Here is a 16,076-nt window from a genome sequence, read left to right as displayed (position 1 = left end):
TCGTTGACGGGATGATGTTCATCAGGAAGCTGGTCACGGACTGCTCGTGAGCCGTGGCCACATAGCCCTTAACGGCTTGGACATCGAGCGAGGCCGGATCGATGTTGAGGCCGGCGCCAGGTTGAACGATATTCGCGACAATCAGTCCGACAACGAGTGCAAGTGTCGAGAAGGTGAGGAAATAAACCATCGCCTTGGCGGCAACTCGGCCGACCTTCTGCAGATCGCTCATGCCGGCAATGCCGGTCGCAATTGTCAGGAAGATGACAGGTGCGATAATCATCTTGACGACTTTGATGAAGGCATCGCCGAGCGGCTTCAGGCTCTGGCCGGTTTCCGGATAGAGGTAGCCAATTGCGGCTCCCAGGACTATGGCGGCAAGCACCTGCACGTAGGTCCGGGCAAAATGGGGCTTGCGGGGCGCTGCGATCGCGCGGGGGACTCTTGGAACCAACACCGTTTCTCTCTCCCTGACCGGATCGGGGTGGGGGCTCCTCCTTCTCCCATGCTGCGCTCCGGTCGAGCGCTGCTGTCATCTCGGAGCAAGCGCCGTGCCAACTGGAGGCCTGTCCCGTCCAGCGAGATTGGTGCGGGTTGCGCACTGGAACCCTCCACCTTTGCCGGAATTTGCACTCAAGGCTCGCCAAAGATCGCGTCTGAAGAAGTGCTTCGCCAGAGAGGGAATTGACCAGGTCGCCTTGCGGCCGTGTCTTTGATGTCTGCCGCAGATCGACTGCCGGCCGATATCTCTGTCGTCTTGGTGACTTTGGTTTGTCAGTTTTGCGACGGAATGCGCGCAAACTGCAGGATATCCTACACGCCCATCAGAGCACGCGGTACAAGCGATTAAGCGTAGGAGCGCATTGAATCTCCGAGGTCAAAAAATCTTGAATAAGGTCCCCGTGCGAAGTGAATCCGCAACTCGTCAAAGTTCTCCACCGTTTGATCCAGCGGTCGCGTTTCCTGGCGCTGCAGGATGGCGTTATCTGATGGCTCAAGCGCTGGAACGCCCAGGAAATCCCAAACCGCTCCCAGGCATTGGGCAGGTTCGTGAAGTAGGCTCTCGTATTCCATTACAAGCAGGTTGGTCGACGTGAAGGAGTCCATAACGCGAGCGTGAAAATCGTCGGCGGCTTTGAAATAAGCCTCACAGTCGGCGATTGACAACCTGACGCTCGGTGGCCGAGCGGTATCGTTGTCCCAGCTGAACTTCAGCCAGTGACCGCTTTCCCTGGCCTGCACAAAGGATCGGAGCGATTCCAATACGTTTCGGCGAACAACAAGGATGACCTTGAGTGCTGGCCAACGAGCCAGTTCCGCAAAGAATGCGGGACGCTCGCGAAACTGAGGTTCATTGATCTTGCATCCAAGATGCGTCACATTCTTGTAGTCGCGCATAGGGCAGCGCACATAGGCAAGCTCAAGAAGCTCGCGATCCGTGCCTAGCAGGCGATCAGTGCTGGGCCAATTGGGATCATATTCGTTTAGCAACTCACCGTTACTCAAAACGGTCGGATGCTCGTTTAGCAATTCTTCTAAATAGTGTGTTCCGGTCCTTGGCATAGCAAGGATCACAAAAGGCTCAAGAGTTGCTTCGTTGTGGGTCATTGCATGTGTATCCAACTAAATAATGGCCGCGACGGTCTGTGGACGCGCACAAGAAGCTTGGCTGCTATCGATTGAACGCTCCGGGTGGGTCCGCGCCTCACCATCCAGCCTGTTCTTCGAGGTGTGGTCGCGAAGCTGGGCGGGTGCCTGCAGCGGCTGGGTGGCGCCCGGCTTCGGCGTTGTACCACTCGCGATTCCTAGCATACGCATGCCTCCGGGCCGCTGTGGGCAGTTTGCATCCGGCATTGCGGACCTCCTTCTGGTTAATGGGTGTAAGCAAGCGTCAACGCATTAGTCGTCGATGAAACAGTCCAGCCGACAGAAAAAAAGGCAATACAGCGAACATGCAAAGTGCGCCTATATGCAGCCCTACATTGTCGCCCAGGCGGCCGAGCATCACCGGACGGATTAGCTCGATAGAATTCGCCAGGGGCGAGAAGGCCGCAATCTGCTGAAACACTCCTGGCAATTGGCCGACTGGAAAAACCGCGCCCGAAAGGAACAGCATGGGTGTGATGACAAGCGTCTGATAGAAAATAAAATAGTGATAACTGGGCGCGAGCGCGATGACGAGCATGGCCAGGCTCGCAAAGGCGAATCCGGTGAGAGCGACGACCGGTAGCACGTAGAGAACCGACGTCCACGCGGCATAACCTAGCGCGGCCGCAACAATCGCAATTGTCGTACCGGCCAGAAAAGCCTTTGTGGCTGCCCAGGTCAATTCACCGAGAACGATGTCGCCGAGGGTAAGTTGTGTGTGCAGGATTGCTTCCCAAGTGCCCTGATCGCGCATTCGACCGAAAACCGCGTAAATTGTTTCGAAGGTTGATGCTGTCATCGCGCTCGTCGCAACCATGCCGGCTGCCAGAAAGGCGATGTAGGATGCACCTTCGATGCGGCCTACCAACAGTCCAAGGCCAGTGCCGAGCCCGAAAAGGTAAATCATCGGATCAGCAAGGGTGCCGAGCATTGAAGCAAATGCCACCTTCTTCCATGCCAGATGATTGCGGCGCCACACCGCCATCCAGTTCCAGGCGTTGGCGGGTAGAGCGGCCGCAAAACGTTCACCCATTGCTCACTTCTCCATCTCACGTCCGGTTAACCGCAAGAAAACGTCCTCCAGACTGGGTGGACGCTCTAGAATACGCAGACCCGCTCGACCGCGAAGCTGGATGCGCACATCCTCCGGCTCAGGCGCATAGCAAAAGAGCGTCTCGCCGCTTACCTCGACACGCTGAACGTACGGTCTGATCAGCGAAATCAGCTCCTGTGGATTACCGCCGAAGATCTCGATCACGTTGCACCCAATGTACTCGTCGATCAGCGCATGAGGACTGCCCTCGGCGATCTTGCGTCCCCGCTCGAGAACACACAGCCGATCACAAAGCCGCTCAGCCTCTTCCATGAAATGGGTGGTCAAAATGATCGTTTTTCCGCTCGCCAGCAGGAAACGAAGTCGCTCCCAGATCAGATGGCGGGCATGCGGGTCGAGGCCGGTCGTGGGCTCATCCATCACAAGCAACTGGGGGTCGTTGATCAGAGCACGTGCCAGCGTCAGGCGCCGCTTCATCCCGCCGGATAGCAGGCCGACACGTGAATCCGCCTTGCTCTCAAGGCGAGCGAACTCGAGCAGCCGTGGGATGACGGCGTTGATCTCTCTTGTACTCATGCCGAAGTAGCGCCCGAACACCAACAGGTTCTCACGTACCGTAAATTCCAGGTCGAGATTGTCGAACTGCGGGACCACGCCTATGCCCTTGCGGGCCAAGCGGCTGCGTGCCGGCACTGGTAGACCGAGGACTGTTATATCACCCGCGTCAGGCCGGGTCATACCGAGGAGCATACGCGCAATCGTGCTCTTGCCTGCGCCGTTAGGCCCCAGCAGACCGAAGCACTCTCCCGATGCAACGGTGAAGGACAGCCCGTCCACAACGAGCTTGTTTCCGAATAATTTGGTTACGCCGGTAAGGTCGATTGCTACATTGGACATGCGTCTATCTCAAGCGGAATGAGTCCGATTGGCCACCGGCAGCTTACTTGCGAATTCTGGTTCAGAGCAGGCCACCGCCTTGAGATGACACCTTTGGAAAGTCGCGGCCGGAGCGACGTGTGTATCGCTTCCGCCAAAGAATAACGTCAAGATGCCACGTGTCGCTTCCACATAGTCCCCGTTCTGACCATAGGTAACTCGACAAGCTTCACCCCGTGTCGACTGACACAACTTACTCGGTCACTCGGCGCTGCAAGGCCGTCAGACTTCACTAGCTGTGAGCGAAAGATCTGCAGTATGAAGTGACTCCGCAATTCCAGAATTGCCCGCAGCATTTGCTCCGCCAAGCGGCATCGCGCTTGTGATTTCCTTTGTGCTGCTGTTGGGCAGGGGAACACTTTTACGCGACAGCCAATCGCTATTGCTCAATGTACACAGGGCGTAAGCCTTCAAGGGGATCAACAGGAATATCCTGATTAACGCGTGCATTGAATAGCCGATGAATCGAAGCTGCCGAGTGCGGAAAGATAACACCGTAGATCTGATTATGGTCATCGTGACAATAGCCAGCACCGTCCACCAATTTACTGTATGTGAAAATAGTAACTCACCGAGCGCCGTTACTACCGCGATGCCGAGCAACAATGGGCCGAGATTCTCTCCCATCACATCCAAAGTTAGATAGCGATCCAGGCCACGCAGTAGACCTCGCGCAAGCATCGTGTCCCGGAAAGTGCTTCGTGCCCAGCGGAGTTGTTGGCGCAAATAAGGTCCCATCTTGTCCGGAACGACTGTCGCCGCGACGGCACCTGGAACGTACTCGGTTCGAAAGCCTGCTTTCAGCATGAGGATCGTAAGATGACGGTCTTCACCGAAGTCGCTTGGTTTCCCCCTGAACAGCTGCGTCTCGTATTGATCCAGCAGAGAAAGGAGACAAGACCGGCGGTACATTGCACATGGGCCGCAGCAGCACATGACCGCACCAAAGCGACCTTGCGCCGCGCGCTCCTCATTGCAAGCCAGCCAGTATTCCATATCGATCAATCGGGTCAACCAAGTGTCGCTGCGGTTGTATGCCGTCAGCTGGCCCATGGCCGCTCCGACCATGGAATCCCGCATTTTTACTGCAAGCTTCGTGATGACGTCGGACGCAAGTGTCGTGTCAGAGTCGACGCTGAGCACGAAATCTCCAGATGAGCGGCGGATGGCGGCGATCTGCGCCTTGCGTTTGCCAACATTTTCGCGGAGCAGAATGAAATTGAATCTCGGGTCGCCCTCGTAGGCGTGATGTACCGGGATGACGGCATTACGATTTCCAGAACCGTCGTCAACCAGATAGACCTGAAATGTTCCGGAGTAATCTTGATTTGCAATGGAAGCTAAACACGCCGCGAGTGTGCGCGGGTCCTCATTGTAGCAGGGGATAATGACATCCACGCTCGGCCAACGGTCGGATCCGAACAAGCTTTCCGACGGCGGCGTAACATTTTCCGGTTGGGAGTAGACCGCTTGCATGCCTCTGTAAACAGTCGAGAGCACCGCATAAGACGAAACGGCAACAGTACTGGCTGTGGTGAGAAGGTCCATAGGATCTCTGTTTGTTCAGGGATGTTGAGGAAGTGATCGGATTACAAATCCGCGGCCGTGCAATTCTGGAATTAGGCGTGACAACGCTGTCACCGTCTGGTCGCGCAGACTGGCTTGATTGCCTGGTTGCAATTCGTCGGGAGCGCACCCGTCGTGCAACAGCACGATTGCGCCCGGCCGGATATCGGCGAGCACTCTGTCGACGATGGCGTCAACGCCGGGGCGAGACCAGTCGCGTGGATCAATGGACCAATGGACGGGCGCCAATGCCTCACCCGCTAATGCAGCGATTACTTCTTCGGTCCAGATGCCATAGGGTGCACGAAAGTACCGAACCATGGCCTGCGGGCAAGCCATCCCTATGACTCTGTTTGCCTCAACTATCTGGCAGTCGACTTCGACGGACCCGCATTTAGCTAGGTCCGGATGAGTCATCGTGTGGTTGGCTATACCGTGGCCGTCTGTAATAATTCGGCGAACGAGTTCCGGCTCGTCGGCCGCGTAGGCCCCAACAACGAAGAAGGTCGCCGGCACCTGATGTTGCGCCAGCACATTGAGTATCTGCGGTGTGAAAAATGAATTGGGACCGTCGTCAAACGTCAGATAGACGCTGCGCTCTGCAATGCGATCGGCATTGTCACTCTGCCCTTCGCATATGTAGTCCAGAGGCTTCATAGTTCCGGACCGTTCCGGTCGATCAGGGTACCAGACGGCCACTCGTCCATCGAGCGTCCGATCGGCGAAACCAACACGAGTACGTCTTCCAGGCGCGTGGGCGGCAGGTCGGGATGCACATCTGGACGGGTCGACCGTACGCGAACGCCCGACACAATGTTCGCGAGGCCGGCTCTGCAGAATCTTTCGACATGGTTTCGCAGCGCGTGCCGAACCGTGCCGAAAGCGAATGGAACACCCAACTGATGGAGCACTGGGTACGCCACGCGCATCGAAAAACCGATTCCGAGCCCTTCAAGATCCGGACGAACCGCGTACAGGCCCAATTCAGCGACGATCAAGTCGACCTCGCCAACTTTGATGAAGCGCCGCAGCATGCCGATGTGAGCCGCTACCCCATGCGCGTCGTAGCCGATTGCGCGGAATTCCGGCCTCGCGCCGGCCCAACTGCGGCCGCCTTCGAATGGCTCCGCGTTGAAGGCGCCAGTCCGTCCATAGGTCTTTCGAAAAAAGTCGGAGAGTTCGACATGGTCGGCCAGTTGCAGCTCATTTTCCCAGCACAACTTCCACTCGACATTCGGACGCATGGAAGACCTCACCTTGTAGCTGTCTGGTTGAGATAAATGTCCAAGCATTGATTAAATAATTGGCGTCGCGCCAACGGGGCGTAACTTGTGGGGACCGCCGAAAGACCAAGCCGCAATGCAGATGCGACTGACTTTGTACGCCCCGCACACCAGATGATGCTCCTCAGATCCAACGCAACCATCGGAACTACCTATCTTTCCAACTTGAAGCGCTTCTATGGGACCTGCAGCAAAAACGGTAAAATCCTTTGTTTAGATGAAAGGTATCCACGCTTTGGATAACTGGGCGAATGCGTTCCATATGGCTGGTCAATTATCGTCGTCACGCTCGAGGCACTTCTGACGAAGCGCAAAGCTCACGCCCGCGGCACGCGCGGCCGTTGCCGGGCCGCGCGATTATCTCCGTAAGAGCCGAGTGGAGCTCAGACACGACGATTGATCAGAATCTGATTCGCGGGTTCAGTATCTCTTTCGTGTATCCAGCTCTGGGCTGTCCTTTGGCGGGAGTTAGGTTCGCCCAGGTTCTGAGCCTGGGGCGTTGGCCCGTTCGCCGCGCAGGCTCCTTCGCACATCGTCGAGGCCGAGAAAGAGGGGCCACACAGCTCCCCCTGTACTTTCCACCACCCGACACCAGCGCTCACCCAGGGCGCCGGCCTTGCTCACCTCAACGGATAGCGCACTCGCGCCGCTTCACGATTAAAAGAATTCTACAAGCAAGATGCCTGTTTGATCGAGAGACGTCCGCTGCCAATTCCCGCATCGCAGAGGCAGCCAATAGCGCTCGCTTTACATAGTGGTCCGGCAAGCAGCTAGATACGACAGGTGACCTCAAATGAGGCGTCTTGCATGGCTTCTACACCTGCCTGAATGCCAGAACTGCGTTCGTACCGCCCATGGCGAAGGCGTTGCTCATGGCGACGCGCACCTTGCGCTCCCGCGGCACATTGGGTGTGATGTCGAGGTCGCAAGCGGGATCTGGCTCGCGATAGTTGGCGGTCGGCGGCACGACGTCCTCTTGGATTGCCATCACGCAGGCGATCATTTCAAGCGCGCTCGCTGCGCCGAGGCAATGCGCGTGCGTGGACTTGGTGGAAGAGATGGACATCGAATAAGCGTGGTTTCCAAACACACGCTTGATCGCCGCCGTTTCAGTCTGATCATTGCTCTTGGTACCGGTGCCGTGCGCGTTGAGATAGTCGACGTCCTCGGCATTCAGCCCGGCATCGGCAAGGCAGGCGCGCATCGCCGACGCTGGCCCCTCGACAGATGGCGCGGCAATGTGGAAGGCATCGGCGGAAAGGCCGACGCCGGCGATCTCGGCAAGAATTGTGGCACCACGCCTCGTGGCATGCTCGTAGCTTTCCAGCACGGCCATGCCCGCACCCTCGCCCAGCACCAGGCCCTTCCTATCGGCGGAGAAGGGCCGGCAGGTATCGGGTGAAAGCACGCGCATTGCTTCCCATGCTTTCAGCACGCCCCATGCGAAGGGTGCGTCGCTGCCCCCGGAAACCATTACGTCGGCCCGGCCCAGCTTGATCTGGTCCACCGCCGAGGCGATCGCATGGTTGGCCGAGGCACATGCGGAGGTCACCCCGAAGACCGGCCCGCGCAAGCCGAGGCTCAAGCTAAGATGGACGGAAGCGGCGCTGGGCATCACCTTTACTCCAGTGAAGAGTTCAGCACGGATTGCGCTACCCAAAAGCAGTGAGCGGTAAGTTTGTTCTGTTGCGTACGAACCGGTAAATCCGACGCCCACTGTCGCGCCGAAGCGATGGGCATTCCCCTCGTCGCAGGAAAGTCCGGCCTGCCGCATGGCTTCGCGCGCTGCAAGCACGGCGAGCAAGCTGAAGCGGTCCATGGAGATGAGATGCCCCCGGTTGATGTCGTGCTGGGGCAGCGCCTTGATCTCAGCGCCGGTCATGCCCTCCAGGTCATGAAGCTCGGAATTGGCGATCGGGCCGATGGCGGAGCGGCCTTCGCGCATCTCTTTCCACATAGAGGCGGCCTCGGTGCCCAGTCCGCACAGGCCGCCCACTCCGGTGATAACGACGCGCCTGTCCATTCAAGCCTCCTTCGCAAGCAAGCCGCGGACGGCTTCCACGACGTCGCCGACATTCTTGAGATTGGACCAGGCATCGGCCGTGTTCATGTCGATCTTGATGCCGTAGGCCTGCTCCACATCCCAGAGGACGTCCGCCAAACCCAGCGAATCGAACCCGAGCGCGTCCAGTTCCGTGGCGATTGTTATCTCGCCGACGAATGACGCAGGCATTCCCTCACCGCTCTCCGACTCGGCGCGTTTCTTGATCAGGGCAATGACGTCCGTTGCGAATTGATCGGCCATTCTGTTTCCTGTCTTTCTTTCCCGCGTTTCGACCTGGACGCGGCTCAGTTCCTGAGGCGCGCCGCGTCGCGAAAGCCATCACGCTTGGGCAACTGACAAAACCCAATGCTCATAAAGCCGGATCAGGTCCGGCCGGTGTGTGGCGTAGGTGCAGTATGACGATGTGAGCCGCTACACGTGCGCGTCTCCCGGTCTGTCCATAGGCTCGGAAGAAGTCGGACAGTTTGACATGGCCGGTCAGTTGCAACTCCCTTTCCCAGCACTCCACTGCCCGGTAGAGCGCATGAAAAATCTCCTTTCGGGCGGTTTCTTAAGACGCTCGCCACGCCATGAGGCAGTGGGGGCATCGGTGTCCATCAGGTGCTTCTGCCCATGCAGGATTCCAGAACATTGATGAAATCGTTTGTTTCGATGAAAGGCATCCACACTTTGGATGGTTGACCACGCTTTTCAAAGATCGTGAACTACATCTCCTCGTTGTGCTCGACGCACTCCGGACAAGTAACCTCATGGGCGCGGCATGCAGGATTAACCGAGCCCAGCCGGTCATGAGTGCGGCCGGCGCTCGGCTGCTCGATTTATTTGCGCGATAAGCTCGCGACCATGTCCGCGGAGGTATTCAAACTTAACGCTGCGTCCGGGAGCTCTTGCCCTCCAGTTTGCGACGCTCCCCCGCCCATCCAGTGATCGTTTATTTCGTCGGATAGTTTGACCCGGCTCTACCGAATCGCCGCTTCAGGATCATTCTTTCCGATTTCGTCACGCTCGTATTTCTGCCGCGTCCTACACCGATTGGGCGCGAACAAAACTGAGCGCCTTGGAACCCGAACCCGTGCGTCGTGACCGGGAGCATCCGGGGCGAACTCATCCGCTCGGGGGCATCGCATCACCGGACGGCGACAGGCACGGTCGACCGGCATCTCGGCATCGGCTGGGAATTCGTCCATGGTCTGCATTGGCGACGACGCTTCCTGAGGCCACGTAGCCCTTATGCCAAGCTGGGCGCCCGGGTCGAGCGCGTAATGACGACAATTGCTTCGCTGCAGGTCAAACGCTTTCCGGGCCACCTGCAAAGTCTTCACCCGGCCGTACAGCGCCCAAGACCACTGATGTGATCGACAAGAGCCTTTTTGATAAATCTGCGCTATTCTCCTGTCGCGCACGGACGACCGCGTGGCGAAGAGCAGGGTCCGAGATGAGAGCCCTGCCGCGCAGCTTCTATCGTCGCGCCTCGTTTGCGGCATCCGTGCCTACCCTCTTCGGACCTCGTGGGTTCCAACCGGCGACGAGGCGTGCATAGGCGCCCTCGGCCTGCTCCACCCAGCGGCGCTCTTCTTCCCGGTGGCTCTTTATGTTGTAGGCGTGCGCTCCCTTTTGGCCGCGCACAGCCTTGCTCCCGGCCTTGAGTTCCACATCGCGCAAGCTTCTTGGCATGCAGGGAGGGTCGAGCCCACGCGTAACTCTCGCCCTTCTCAACAGATGACAGATCACGACAGAGAGTTTGCGTGCGGTTGCCACGGCCGCGACATGCTGTCCGCGCCGGGCTCGCACGCCGCAGGGAGAAGGCTCGCAACGGTCCGGGAGCACGAGCGGCCGCCCAGGCCGCCTCGACGAGCATGCCGCGCGCATGACCACGGCCCTGCTTGGTGATCCGCCCATGGTAGGCCGGACCTGGCCGGACTGCTGGACGCTTGGGTTCAACCCGAGATAGGTCACGAGCTTCTGCGGATCGTCGAAGCGCGACACGTCGCCGATCGCCGCCCTTCATCGCCAGCGCGACGGTGATGTCGACGCCGGGAATGGTCATCAGCCGCTTCACGCCTTCATCCTCGAGAGCCGAGCGGACAAGATCGCGTTCGATGACCTGGAGGTCTTCGCCCAATCGGTCGAACTCGCGCAGATGCCCATCGATCGCGAGGCGCTCGTCCTGCGGTACGACCTGCTCGATTAACCAGGTCCGACCCTTGGCGCCGCACAGGTCAGCATGCGGGCAGGACGGATCAGGTGGCTATGAAGGATCGACTGGATGACGCTCTTCAATCGAGATCTCTGTCGGACAATCTGATTGCGCCGTGTCACCTGTCGACGCAGAGCCTGCGTCGGCTCGTCCGCAATCCAGACTTCTGGCAAGAAGCCGCTGGCATAGAGCTGCGCAAGAACGTCGGCGTCGATCGTCGTTTTGATCTTGGCATAGGCAACGATAAACACCTGTTTCGGCTTGGCGATCCCCACCTTCTTCACATGCGGCGCAACCACAGCTGCAGCGGACGTCGCGTTGCCGGTGGCCTCGATCACCCCGACATCGTTCGGCGACAGCTTCGCGGCGAACGCCGCCAGCAGATCGCGCCGCATGTCGACGCGGCCGAGTCGCCTGAGCCTGCCCTCCTCCCATGCCACTGCTTCGGCGAAGGCGCGGTGAATATCCAGTCCGATGATAAGCATGCCCGTTCCTCCTTCTTGGCTCGGTCAAAGACGGGAGCTGGCGGGCAACACGACATCTACTGATCCGCGCTCGCAGCGCATCCGGGAAAGTCGCGAGGGGCGGCCATGTAACGAGCTCGGGCTCTCAGCCCACGGTCTATTGACGGCCTGCCTGCACCTTTGTGCTCCCGGTGCCCCACGTCCCGGATGGGCTCACCATAAGGGCGTTCCAAAACAAGAACAGCAGGACGAGAAGGCACCACAGATCACATACCGGATAGCGGCAAGGCCAAGCGCTTCGTTCAGATAGGCTTGCGCCAATGGGCTTAGGCCGAGCCTACAACAGCTCTCAAAAACGCTGCCGGACTGCTGCATTGGCTCGCCGATACAATTGGCACAGGCCTCACGGCAGCTTAGGATCAAACCGCCCATCAGTCGCCTCGGACTGGAAAGGTGCACCCTATTAGGTTCCACGCCTAGCTAGGTCGGGGCCGCCGAAGACGCTGGTTGATAGACCGGCGCCATCGGCCCGGCGTTTCAAACTGCCAATCTCTGACCTGCACAGTACGAACGATTGCTCGCTTCGGCAGATCACGCGGCTCATATGTCGGACCTTAACGTCATCCATCATAAACTTTTTGCGACAAAAGATTGCAAGAATGCTAAATTGTTAAAGTCGTTTGTTTCGGTTAAAGGCATCCATCCCATGGATGGCTGATGACATGCGTTTCAAAGGACTTGATCTAAATCTCCTCGTTGTGCTCGACGCACTCCTGACGGAGCGTAATCTCTCGGCGGCGGCACGCAGGATTAACCTGAGTCAGCCCGCCATGAGTGCGGCCGTCGCCCGACTGCGCGATTATTTCCGCGATGAACTGTTTACGATAAGAGGTCGCGAAAGATTTCTAACCCCGCGTGCGGCAGCATTTGCCCCCGCAGTTCGCGACGCTCTCCAGCACATCCAGTGCTCGATTATTTCTTCGGATCCGTTTGACCCAGCTCGAGCCGATCGCCTCTTCAGGATCATTCTTTCCGATTTCGTCACGCTCGTGTTTTTCGAAAAGCTTGTGGAGCGTATTTCACGGGAAGCCCCCGCCGTCAGCTTCGAACTGCTGCCTGTCGACGATAGCCCCGATGAGCTTCTCCGGCGCGGTGACGTCGATTTTCTAATTCTACCGGATATGTTCACGTCGAGTGTGCATTCAAGCGTTGCGCTGTTTGACGAGAAGCTCGTGTGCGTAGGCTGTCCCACAAACAAGCAGCTGCCACAGCAGCTTACATTCGAGAGATACATGTCGATGAGGCACGTCGCGGTCAGGTTCGGGCGTACGATGAAGCCGTCTATCGAGGAATGGTTTTTGCTTGAGCATGGCCTTAAGAGACGTGTCGAGGTCGCCGTGCAGGGCTTCAGCATGATTCCACCTATGGTGTCCGGCACAGCTCGTATAGCGACCATGCCCTTACGGCTGGTCAGGCATTTCGAAAAAACGTTCCCCCTGCGGGTTATCGAACTTCCGCTGCCATTTCCCACATTCACCGAGACCCTCCAATGGCCGGCCCTCCACAATAGCGATCCGGCAAGCATCTGGATGCGGGAGATAATGATACAGGAGGCATCTCGGATGGCTGCCCCGCTGTGAACCCACGGAAAATTCAGGCGCACCTATAGTCACTACTCCTGTCACCATCTACTTTGACGACAATAGCCCTCGCCGGATAAAGTCGATGCTGGCGGCAAGTGCGCCTGCGAGATCGTCCAGAGAATGGACTTCCTCGACCAGCTCGAATGAGAAAGGTCCCGCGTAGCCGCCATCCAGCAGCGCCTGAATCTGGCTGCCATTGTCGGAACCTGCAAGAAAGCGATCGGGGTAAATCCAGAAGGTCGGGTCGTTTACGCTTGAAATGTGCACCAGGCCGGTAAGCTCGCAGAACAGGCATGTCTCCCCGGCCAGGGTGTGGTGGAACGTGTCGTGCACGAGGCGAAAGACGGACTGGCCATCAACCGCGGCAACGGCCTCGGCCGCTTCCTTCTTTGATCGAAGCGAGCAGGTTCGGAAACCCAGCGGCTCGATGAGACCGATCAGACCCCGCGACTGGAGGATTGGCTTGATCTCGTTTAGAGCGAAACGAAGATTGTCCTGGCGCTCGCTATTGGTGGGCCACGAGCTGCGGTTGGCCGGCACCAACACGAGCGTCTCCGCCCCGCACGCCGTCGCATAATCGGCGAGGTTGCTTGCCTCGGCCTGACGCGTTGGAGTCCAGTCGTTGAACCGCTGCAAGGCGTTGACAGAGATGATCGTGACGCCCGCTTCGGTAGCGGCCAACCGAACGTCCGCAGCCGGAATGCCGCGTGCGACAGGATTGCTGAAATGAGGGTAACGGATTTGGACGTCGGTCAGGCCTTGGTCACGGGCAAGCGCGAAAAGCGCACTGACGTCAAGGCGGGGCGCCGCCATGTGATCGAGTGCAAAGCGGGGCGATACCTGGCGCATTGCTTGACTTTCCTTCCATGAAGCGCGGCTGCCATTTCGGCATCCGGCTTCTTTCAAGACGGAACCACGCCGGTTCACAGATCGGACAGAGACGGCCGAGTCAATCGAGCTTTCCTTTCATCGGTGAAAGGAAAATGGGCGCTCATGATAGAAATCCATCAAGGTCAAATATTTTCCGGAAGATAAATGTCGAACGGCAGAAATGTCTGCCCCGGGCTCTCCGCGACGCCGGCTTTGATGGCCCGCTCCATTGCCATTATCAGCTCCTGGCAAAGTCGGCGCATTGGCGTGCCGACCGCCATCGTCAAGATGTCATCCGCAAGCGCCCCACGTGACTGCGGCGTCATTTCACTCACGATCGCGACGAGATCCTGACCGCTCCCCTCTTCTCGGAGCGCGGAAATTGCCCCCTCTATCCCCCCGCCGGCCATATAGAAGCCGACGAGCTCTGGTTCCCGCTGCATAAGATCCAGCAATTTTTCGTAAGTGAGCTGCCGTTCATCAAGGTTCACGAGCGCATCAAGCACCTCGAATTTTGGCGCGTTCTCACGAAAATACGCACGAAAGGCCGTTTCCCGCGTCGCATGCGCCTGGAAGCGATGGCTTCCGACAAACACCGCCACCTTGCCGGGCCGTTTTGCGGCCTTGGAAAACACCCAAGCGGCAGTCCGTCCGACCTTGCTGTTGTTGAGGCCGATGTAGCCCTCGCGCACGCCATCGGCGAAGTCGGATAGCAGCGAAAATACCGGGATACCTTTCGCCTTGAGCTCCTCGACTGATGCTGTGATTTTCGGGTGATCGGCCGCCACCATGGCGATCGCCTGGCAGCGGCTCCCAAGGTCCTTAAGAAGCGGGAGCAGGTCACGCGGCAAATGTGACTGCGCGAACTCGATGATCGGAAGGCCGTGGAAGGATTTAGCCATACTGACCGACTCTTCGATCTTGCGAGCGAAATCTTGGTAGAAATCGTGGGTAGGTTTTCTCAAGATGAAGCCCAGCTTGTAGTGCGGCAGGTGCTGCTGCAAGCGCTGTTTGATGAGACCGGCAGCATGATAGCCGATCGCGTGCGCGGCCGCATGGACCCGCTGGGCGGTCTCCTCTCGCACCGGAAGGCGGACGTTCAGAACCCGATCGACTGTTGCTACGCTGACTCCGGCTTCGCGGGCGAGATCGGCTATTGTGACGCGCTTTCCCCTAGCGATTCTGATCGGCCGGTCCTCCATCATCCGGTGCGCTCCCGCGACGGCTTGGGGCGGCAAGCTGAAATAGTTCCCCCACCCCGCGGATAGCGCATTCGACGAACAGCGCTCCATGCGCACCCAGATGAGTCTCCGTGAACCGTTCGTTTGCTTAGGGGCTTCATGGTGTTGTATTACTCACTGCGTTAGTACTCTATTTCCAGCGCTCTTTGGAGGCTGGCAATTCGACTGTTGTGTCAAGGCCGCTACTTACACGTCGCGCTGTTGCGATCTTGCTTGCGGGGAGCCAGTTTGATGTAACCCTAACCGCGGAAAGCGGTTTCCATCCGTGACTGGTCCAATTCGCCTTCCCAGCGAGCGACAACGAGCGATGCCACCGCATTACCGACTAAATTCGTCAGCGCGCGGCATTCCGACATGAAGCGGTCCACGCCAAGAATTAGAGCCATTCCGGCAACGGGAACACTCGGCACGACAGAGAGAGTAGCGGCCAATGTGATGAAGCCGGCGCCGGTGACGCCTGCCGCACCCTTCGAGGAAAGCATCGCAATTAGCAGCAGGAGGATCTGATCGGCAATTGACAAATCTGTGTTCGTCGCCTGGGCGATGAAGAGGGCGGCGATCGTCATGTAGATATTGGTACCGTCCAGATTGAATGAGTATCCAGTAGGGATGACGAGACTTACGACCGAACGGGCGGCGCCGGCCTTCTCCATCTTCTCCATTAGCGAGGGCAGCGCGGCCTCCGAGGAGGACGTTGCCAGGACAAGCAGCAGCTCGTCCTTGATGTAGCGGACGAGAGAAAAGATCGAGAAGCCGTTGTAGCGGCAGACCGCGCCGAGAACCCCGAACACGAAGAGGAAGGCGGTAAGATAGAACGTCGCGACCAGTATCGCGAGGTTGGCCACCGAACCGATTCCGTATTTGCCGATCGTAAAGGCCATTGCGCCGAAGGCGCCGATGGGTGCAGCCTTCATCAGAATGCCGACGAGCTTAAAAATGGGGGCGGTAAGCGCCTGGAGAAAGGTAACGACCGGCCTGCTCGTCTCTCCGGTCATCGCCAAAGCAATGCCGAACAGGACCGAGAAGAACAGGACTTGCAGGATGTCGCCTTCCGCGAAGGCACTGGCAATCGTTGACGGGATGATGTTCATCAGGAAGCTGGTCACGGAC

14 protein-coding genes and 1 pseudogene are annotated in these 16,076 nt (G+C 58.3%); 2 read left to right on the top strand and 13 right to left on the bottom strand.

All coding sequences use genetic code 11. The features are described from left to right. The 9 genes from EN991_RS04755 to EN991_RS04715 all read right to left on the bottom strand — a co-directional run. A partial coding sequence (locus tag EN991_RS04755) for a cation:dicarboxylase symporter family transporter (RefSeq protein WP_127368271.1) occupies positions 1-457 on the bottom strand: 457 nt, incomplete at its 3' end. A 389-nt stretch (positions 458-846) separates the two neighbouring features. Next, positions 847-1,608: a sulfotransferase domain-containing protein gene (locus EN991_RS04750; protein ID WP_063169397.1), complete on the bottom strand. Its 762-nt coding sequence runs from the start codon at positions 1,606-1,608 to the stop codon at positions 847-849. Between the two features lie 283 nt (positions 1,609-1,891). After that, the gene (locus tag EN991_RS04745; protein WP_063169398.1) at positions 1,892-2,680 is read right to left on the bottom strand and encodes an ABC transporter permease; all 789 of its coding nucleotides are present in this window, start codon (positions 2,678-2,680) and stop codon (positions 1,892-1,894) included. Between the two features lie 3 nt (positions 2,681-2,683). Then, positions 2,684-3,598, bottom strand: a complete 915-nt coding sequence (nodI, locus tag EN991_RS04740; RefSeq protein WP_024505873.1) for a nodulation factor ABC transporter ATP-binding protein NodI — start codon at positions 3,596-3,598, stop codon at positions 2,684-2,686. A 261-nt stretch (positions 3,599-3,859) separates the two neighbouring features. Continuing rightward, positions 3,860-5,185, bottom strand: a complete 1,326-nt coding sequence (nodC, locus tag EN991_RS04735) for a chitooligosaccharide synthase NodC (RefSeq protein WP_063169399.1) — start codon at positions 5,183-5,185, stop codon at positions 3,860-3,862. A 15-nt stretch (positions 5,186-5,200) separates the two neighbouring features. Next, the gene (gene nodB, locus EN991_RS04730) at positions 5,201-5,860 is read right to left on the bottom strand and encodes a chitooligosaccharide deacetylase NodB (RefSeq protein ID WP_063169400.1); all 660 of its coding nucleotides are present in this window, start codon (positions 5,858-5,860) and stop codon (positions 5,201-5,203) included. Continuing rightward, positions 5,857-6,447, bottom strand: a complete 591-nt coding sequence (locus EN991_RS04725) for a NodA family N-acyltransferase (protein WP_063169401.1) — start codon at positions 6,445-6,447, stop codon at positions 5,857-5,859. Before EN991_RS04725 ends, nodB begins: the two co-directional genes overlap by 4 nt. Positions 6,448-7,300: 853 nt before the next feature. Beyond that, the gene (locus EN991_RS04720; protein ID WP_063169402.1) at positions 7,301-8,509 is read right to left on the bottom strand and encodes a beta-ketoacyl-[acyl-carrier-protein] synthase family protein; all 1,209 of its coding nucleotides are present in this window, start codon (positions 8,507-8,509) and stop codon (positions 7,301-7,303) included. After that, a complete protein-coding gene (locus EN991_RS04715) occupies positions 8,510-8,791 on the bottom strand; it encodes an acyl carrier protein (RefSeq protein WP_029356603.1) in 282 nt (93 codons plus the stop codon). 839 nt (positions 8,792-9,630) lie between these two features. On the opposite strand from EN991_RS04715, the gene EN991_RS39745 reads away from it, so the two are divergent. After that, entirely contained in the window at positions 9,631-9,906 is a 276-nt protein-coding gene (locus EN991_RS39745) for a hypothetical protein (protein WP_127262750.1), read from the top strand. 103 nt (positions 9,907-10,009) lie between these two features. Here EN991_RS39745 and EN991_RS04710 read toward each other — a convergent pair. Beyond that, a pseudogene (locus EN991_RS04710) lies at positions 10,010-11,233 on the bottom strand (IS110 family transposase). A 701-nt stretch (positions 11,234-11,934) separates the two neighbouring features. Here EN991_RS04710 and EN991_RS04705 point away from each other — a divergent pair. Beyond that, a complete protein-coding gene (locus EN991_RS04705) occupies positions 11,935-12,852 on the top strand; it encodes a LysR family transcriptional regulator (protein ID WP_063170390.1) in 918 nt (305 codons plus the stop codon). A gap of 48 nt (positions 12,853-12,900) precedes the next feature. On the opposite strand, the gene EN991_RS04700 is transcribed toward EN991_RS04705, so the two are convergent. From EN991_RS04700 to EN991_RS04690, 3 genes are all read right to left on the bottom strand, one after another. Then, positions 12,901-13,704 (bottom strand): TIM barrel protein, encoded by an 804-nt coding sequence (locus EN991_RS04700; RefSeq protein WP_063169395.1) that lies wholly within the window; start codon positions 13,702-13,704, stop codon positions 12,901-12,903. A gap of 164 nt (positions 13,705-13,868) precedes the next feature. Then, positions 13,869-14,930: a LacI family DNA-binding transcriptional regulator gene (locus tag EN991_RS04695; RefSeq protein ID WP_051695606.1), complete on the bottom strand. Its 1,062-nt coding sequence runs from the start codon at positions 14,928-14,930 to the stop codon at positions 13,869-13,871. 275 nt (positions 14,931-15,205) lie between these two features. Continuing rightward, positions 15,206-16,076 (bottom strand): cation:dicarboxylase symporter family transporter (locus EN991_RS04690; RefSeq protein WP_127368270.1); only part of this gene is annotated, 871 nt, incomplete at its 5' end.

This window comes from Mesorhizobium sp. M7A.F.Ca.US.005.03.2.1 (assembly GCF_003997795.1).
GTDB classification, from domain to species: domain Bacteria; phylum Pseudomonadota; class Alphaproteobacteria; order Rhizobiales; family Rhizobiaceae; genus Mesorhizobium; species Mesorhizobium ciceri.
This window is presented reverse-complemented; position numbering and strand designations above follow the sequence as displayed.

Bases quoted from the DNA above. Each gene is read 5' to 3' on its own strand.
- EN991_RS04715 (WP_029356603.1), bottom strand. From the start codon at position 8,791: ATGGCCGATCAATTCGCAACGGACGTCATTGCCCTGATCAAGAAACGC.
- EN991_RS04705 (WP_063170390.1), top strand. From the start codon at position 11,935: ATGCGTTTCAAAGGACTTGATCTAAATCTCCTCGTTGTGCTCGACGCA.
- EN991_RS04700 (WP_063169395.1), bottom strand. From the start codon at position 13,704: ATGCGCCAGGTATCGCCCCGCTTTGCACTCGATCACATGGCGGCGCCC.
- EN991_RS04745 (WP_063169398.1), bottom strand. From the start codon at position 2,680: ATGGGTGAACGTTTTGCGGCCGCTCTACCCGCCAACGCCTGGAACTGG.
- EN991_RS04695 (WP_051695606.1), bottom strand. From the start codon at position 14,930: ATGATGGAGGACCGGCCGATCAGAATCGCTAGGGGAAAGCGCGTCACA.
- nodI (WP_024505873.1), bottom strand. From the start codon at position 3,598: ATGTCCAATGTAGCAATCGACCTTACCGGCGTAACCAAATTATTCGGA.
- nodC (WP_063169399.1), bottom strand. From the start codon at position 5,185: ATGGACCTTCTCACCACAGCCAGTACTGTTGCCGTTTCGTCTTATGCG.
- EN991_RS04725 (WP_063169401.1), bottom strand. From the start codon at position 6,447: ATGCGTCCGAATGTCGAGTGGAAGTTGTGCTGGGAAAATGAGCTGCAA.
- EN991_RS04720 (WP_063169402.1), bottom strand. From the start codon at position 8,509: ATGGACAGGCGCGTCGTTATCACCGGAGTGGGCGGCCTGTGCGGACTG.
- nodB (WP_063169400.1), bottom strand. From the start codon at position 5,860: ATGAAGCCTCTGGACTACATATGCGAAGGGCAGAGTGACAATGCCGAT.
- EN991_RS04750 (WP_063169397.1), bottom strand. From the start codon at position 1,608: ATGACCCACAACGAAGCAACTCTTGAGCCTTTTGTGATCCTTGCTATG.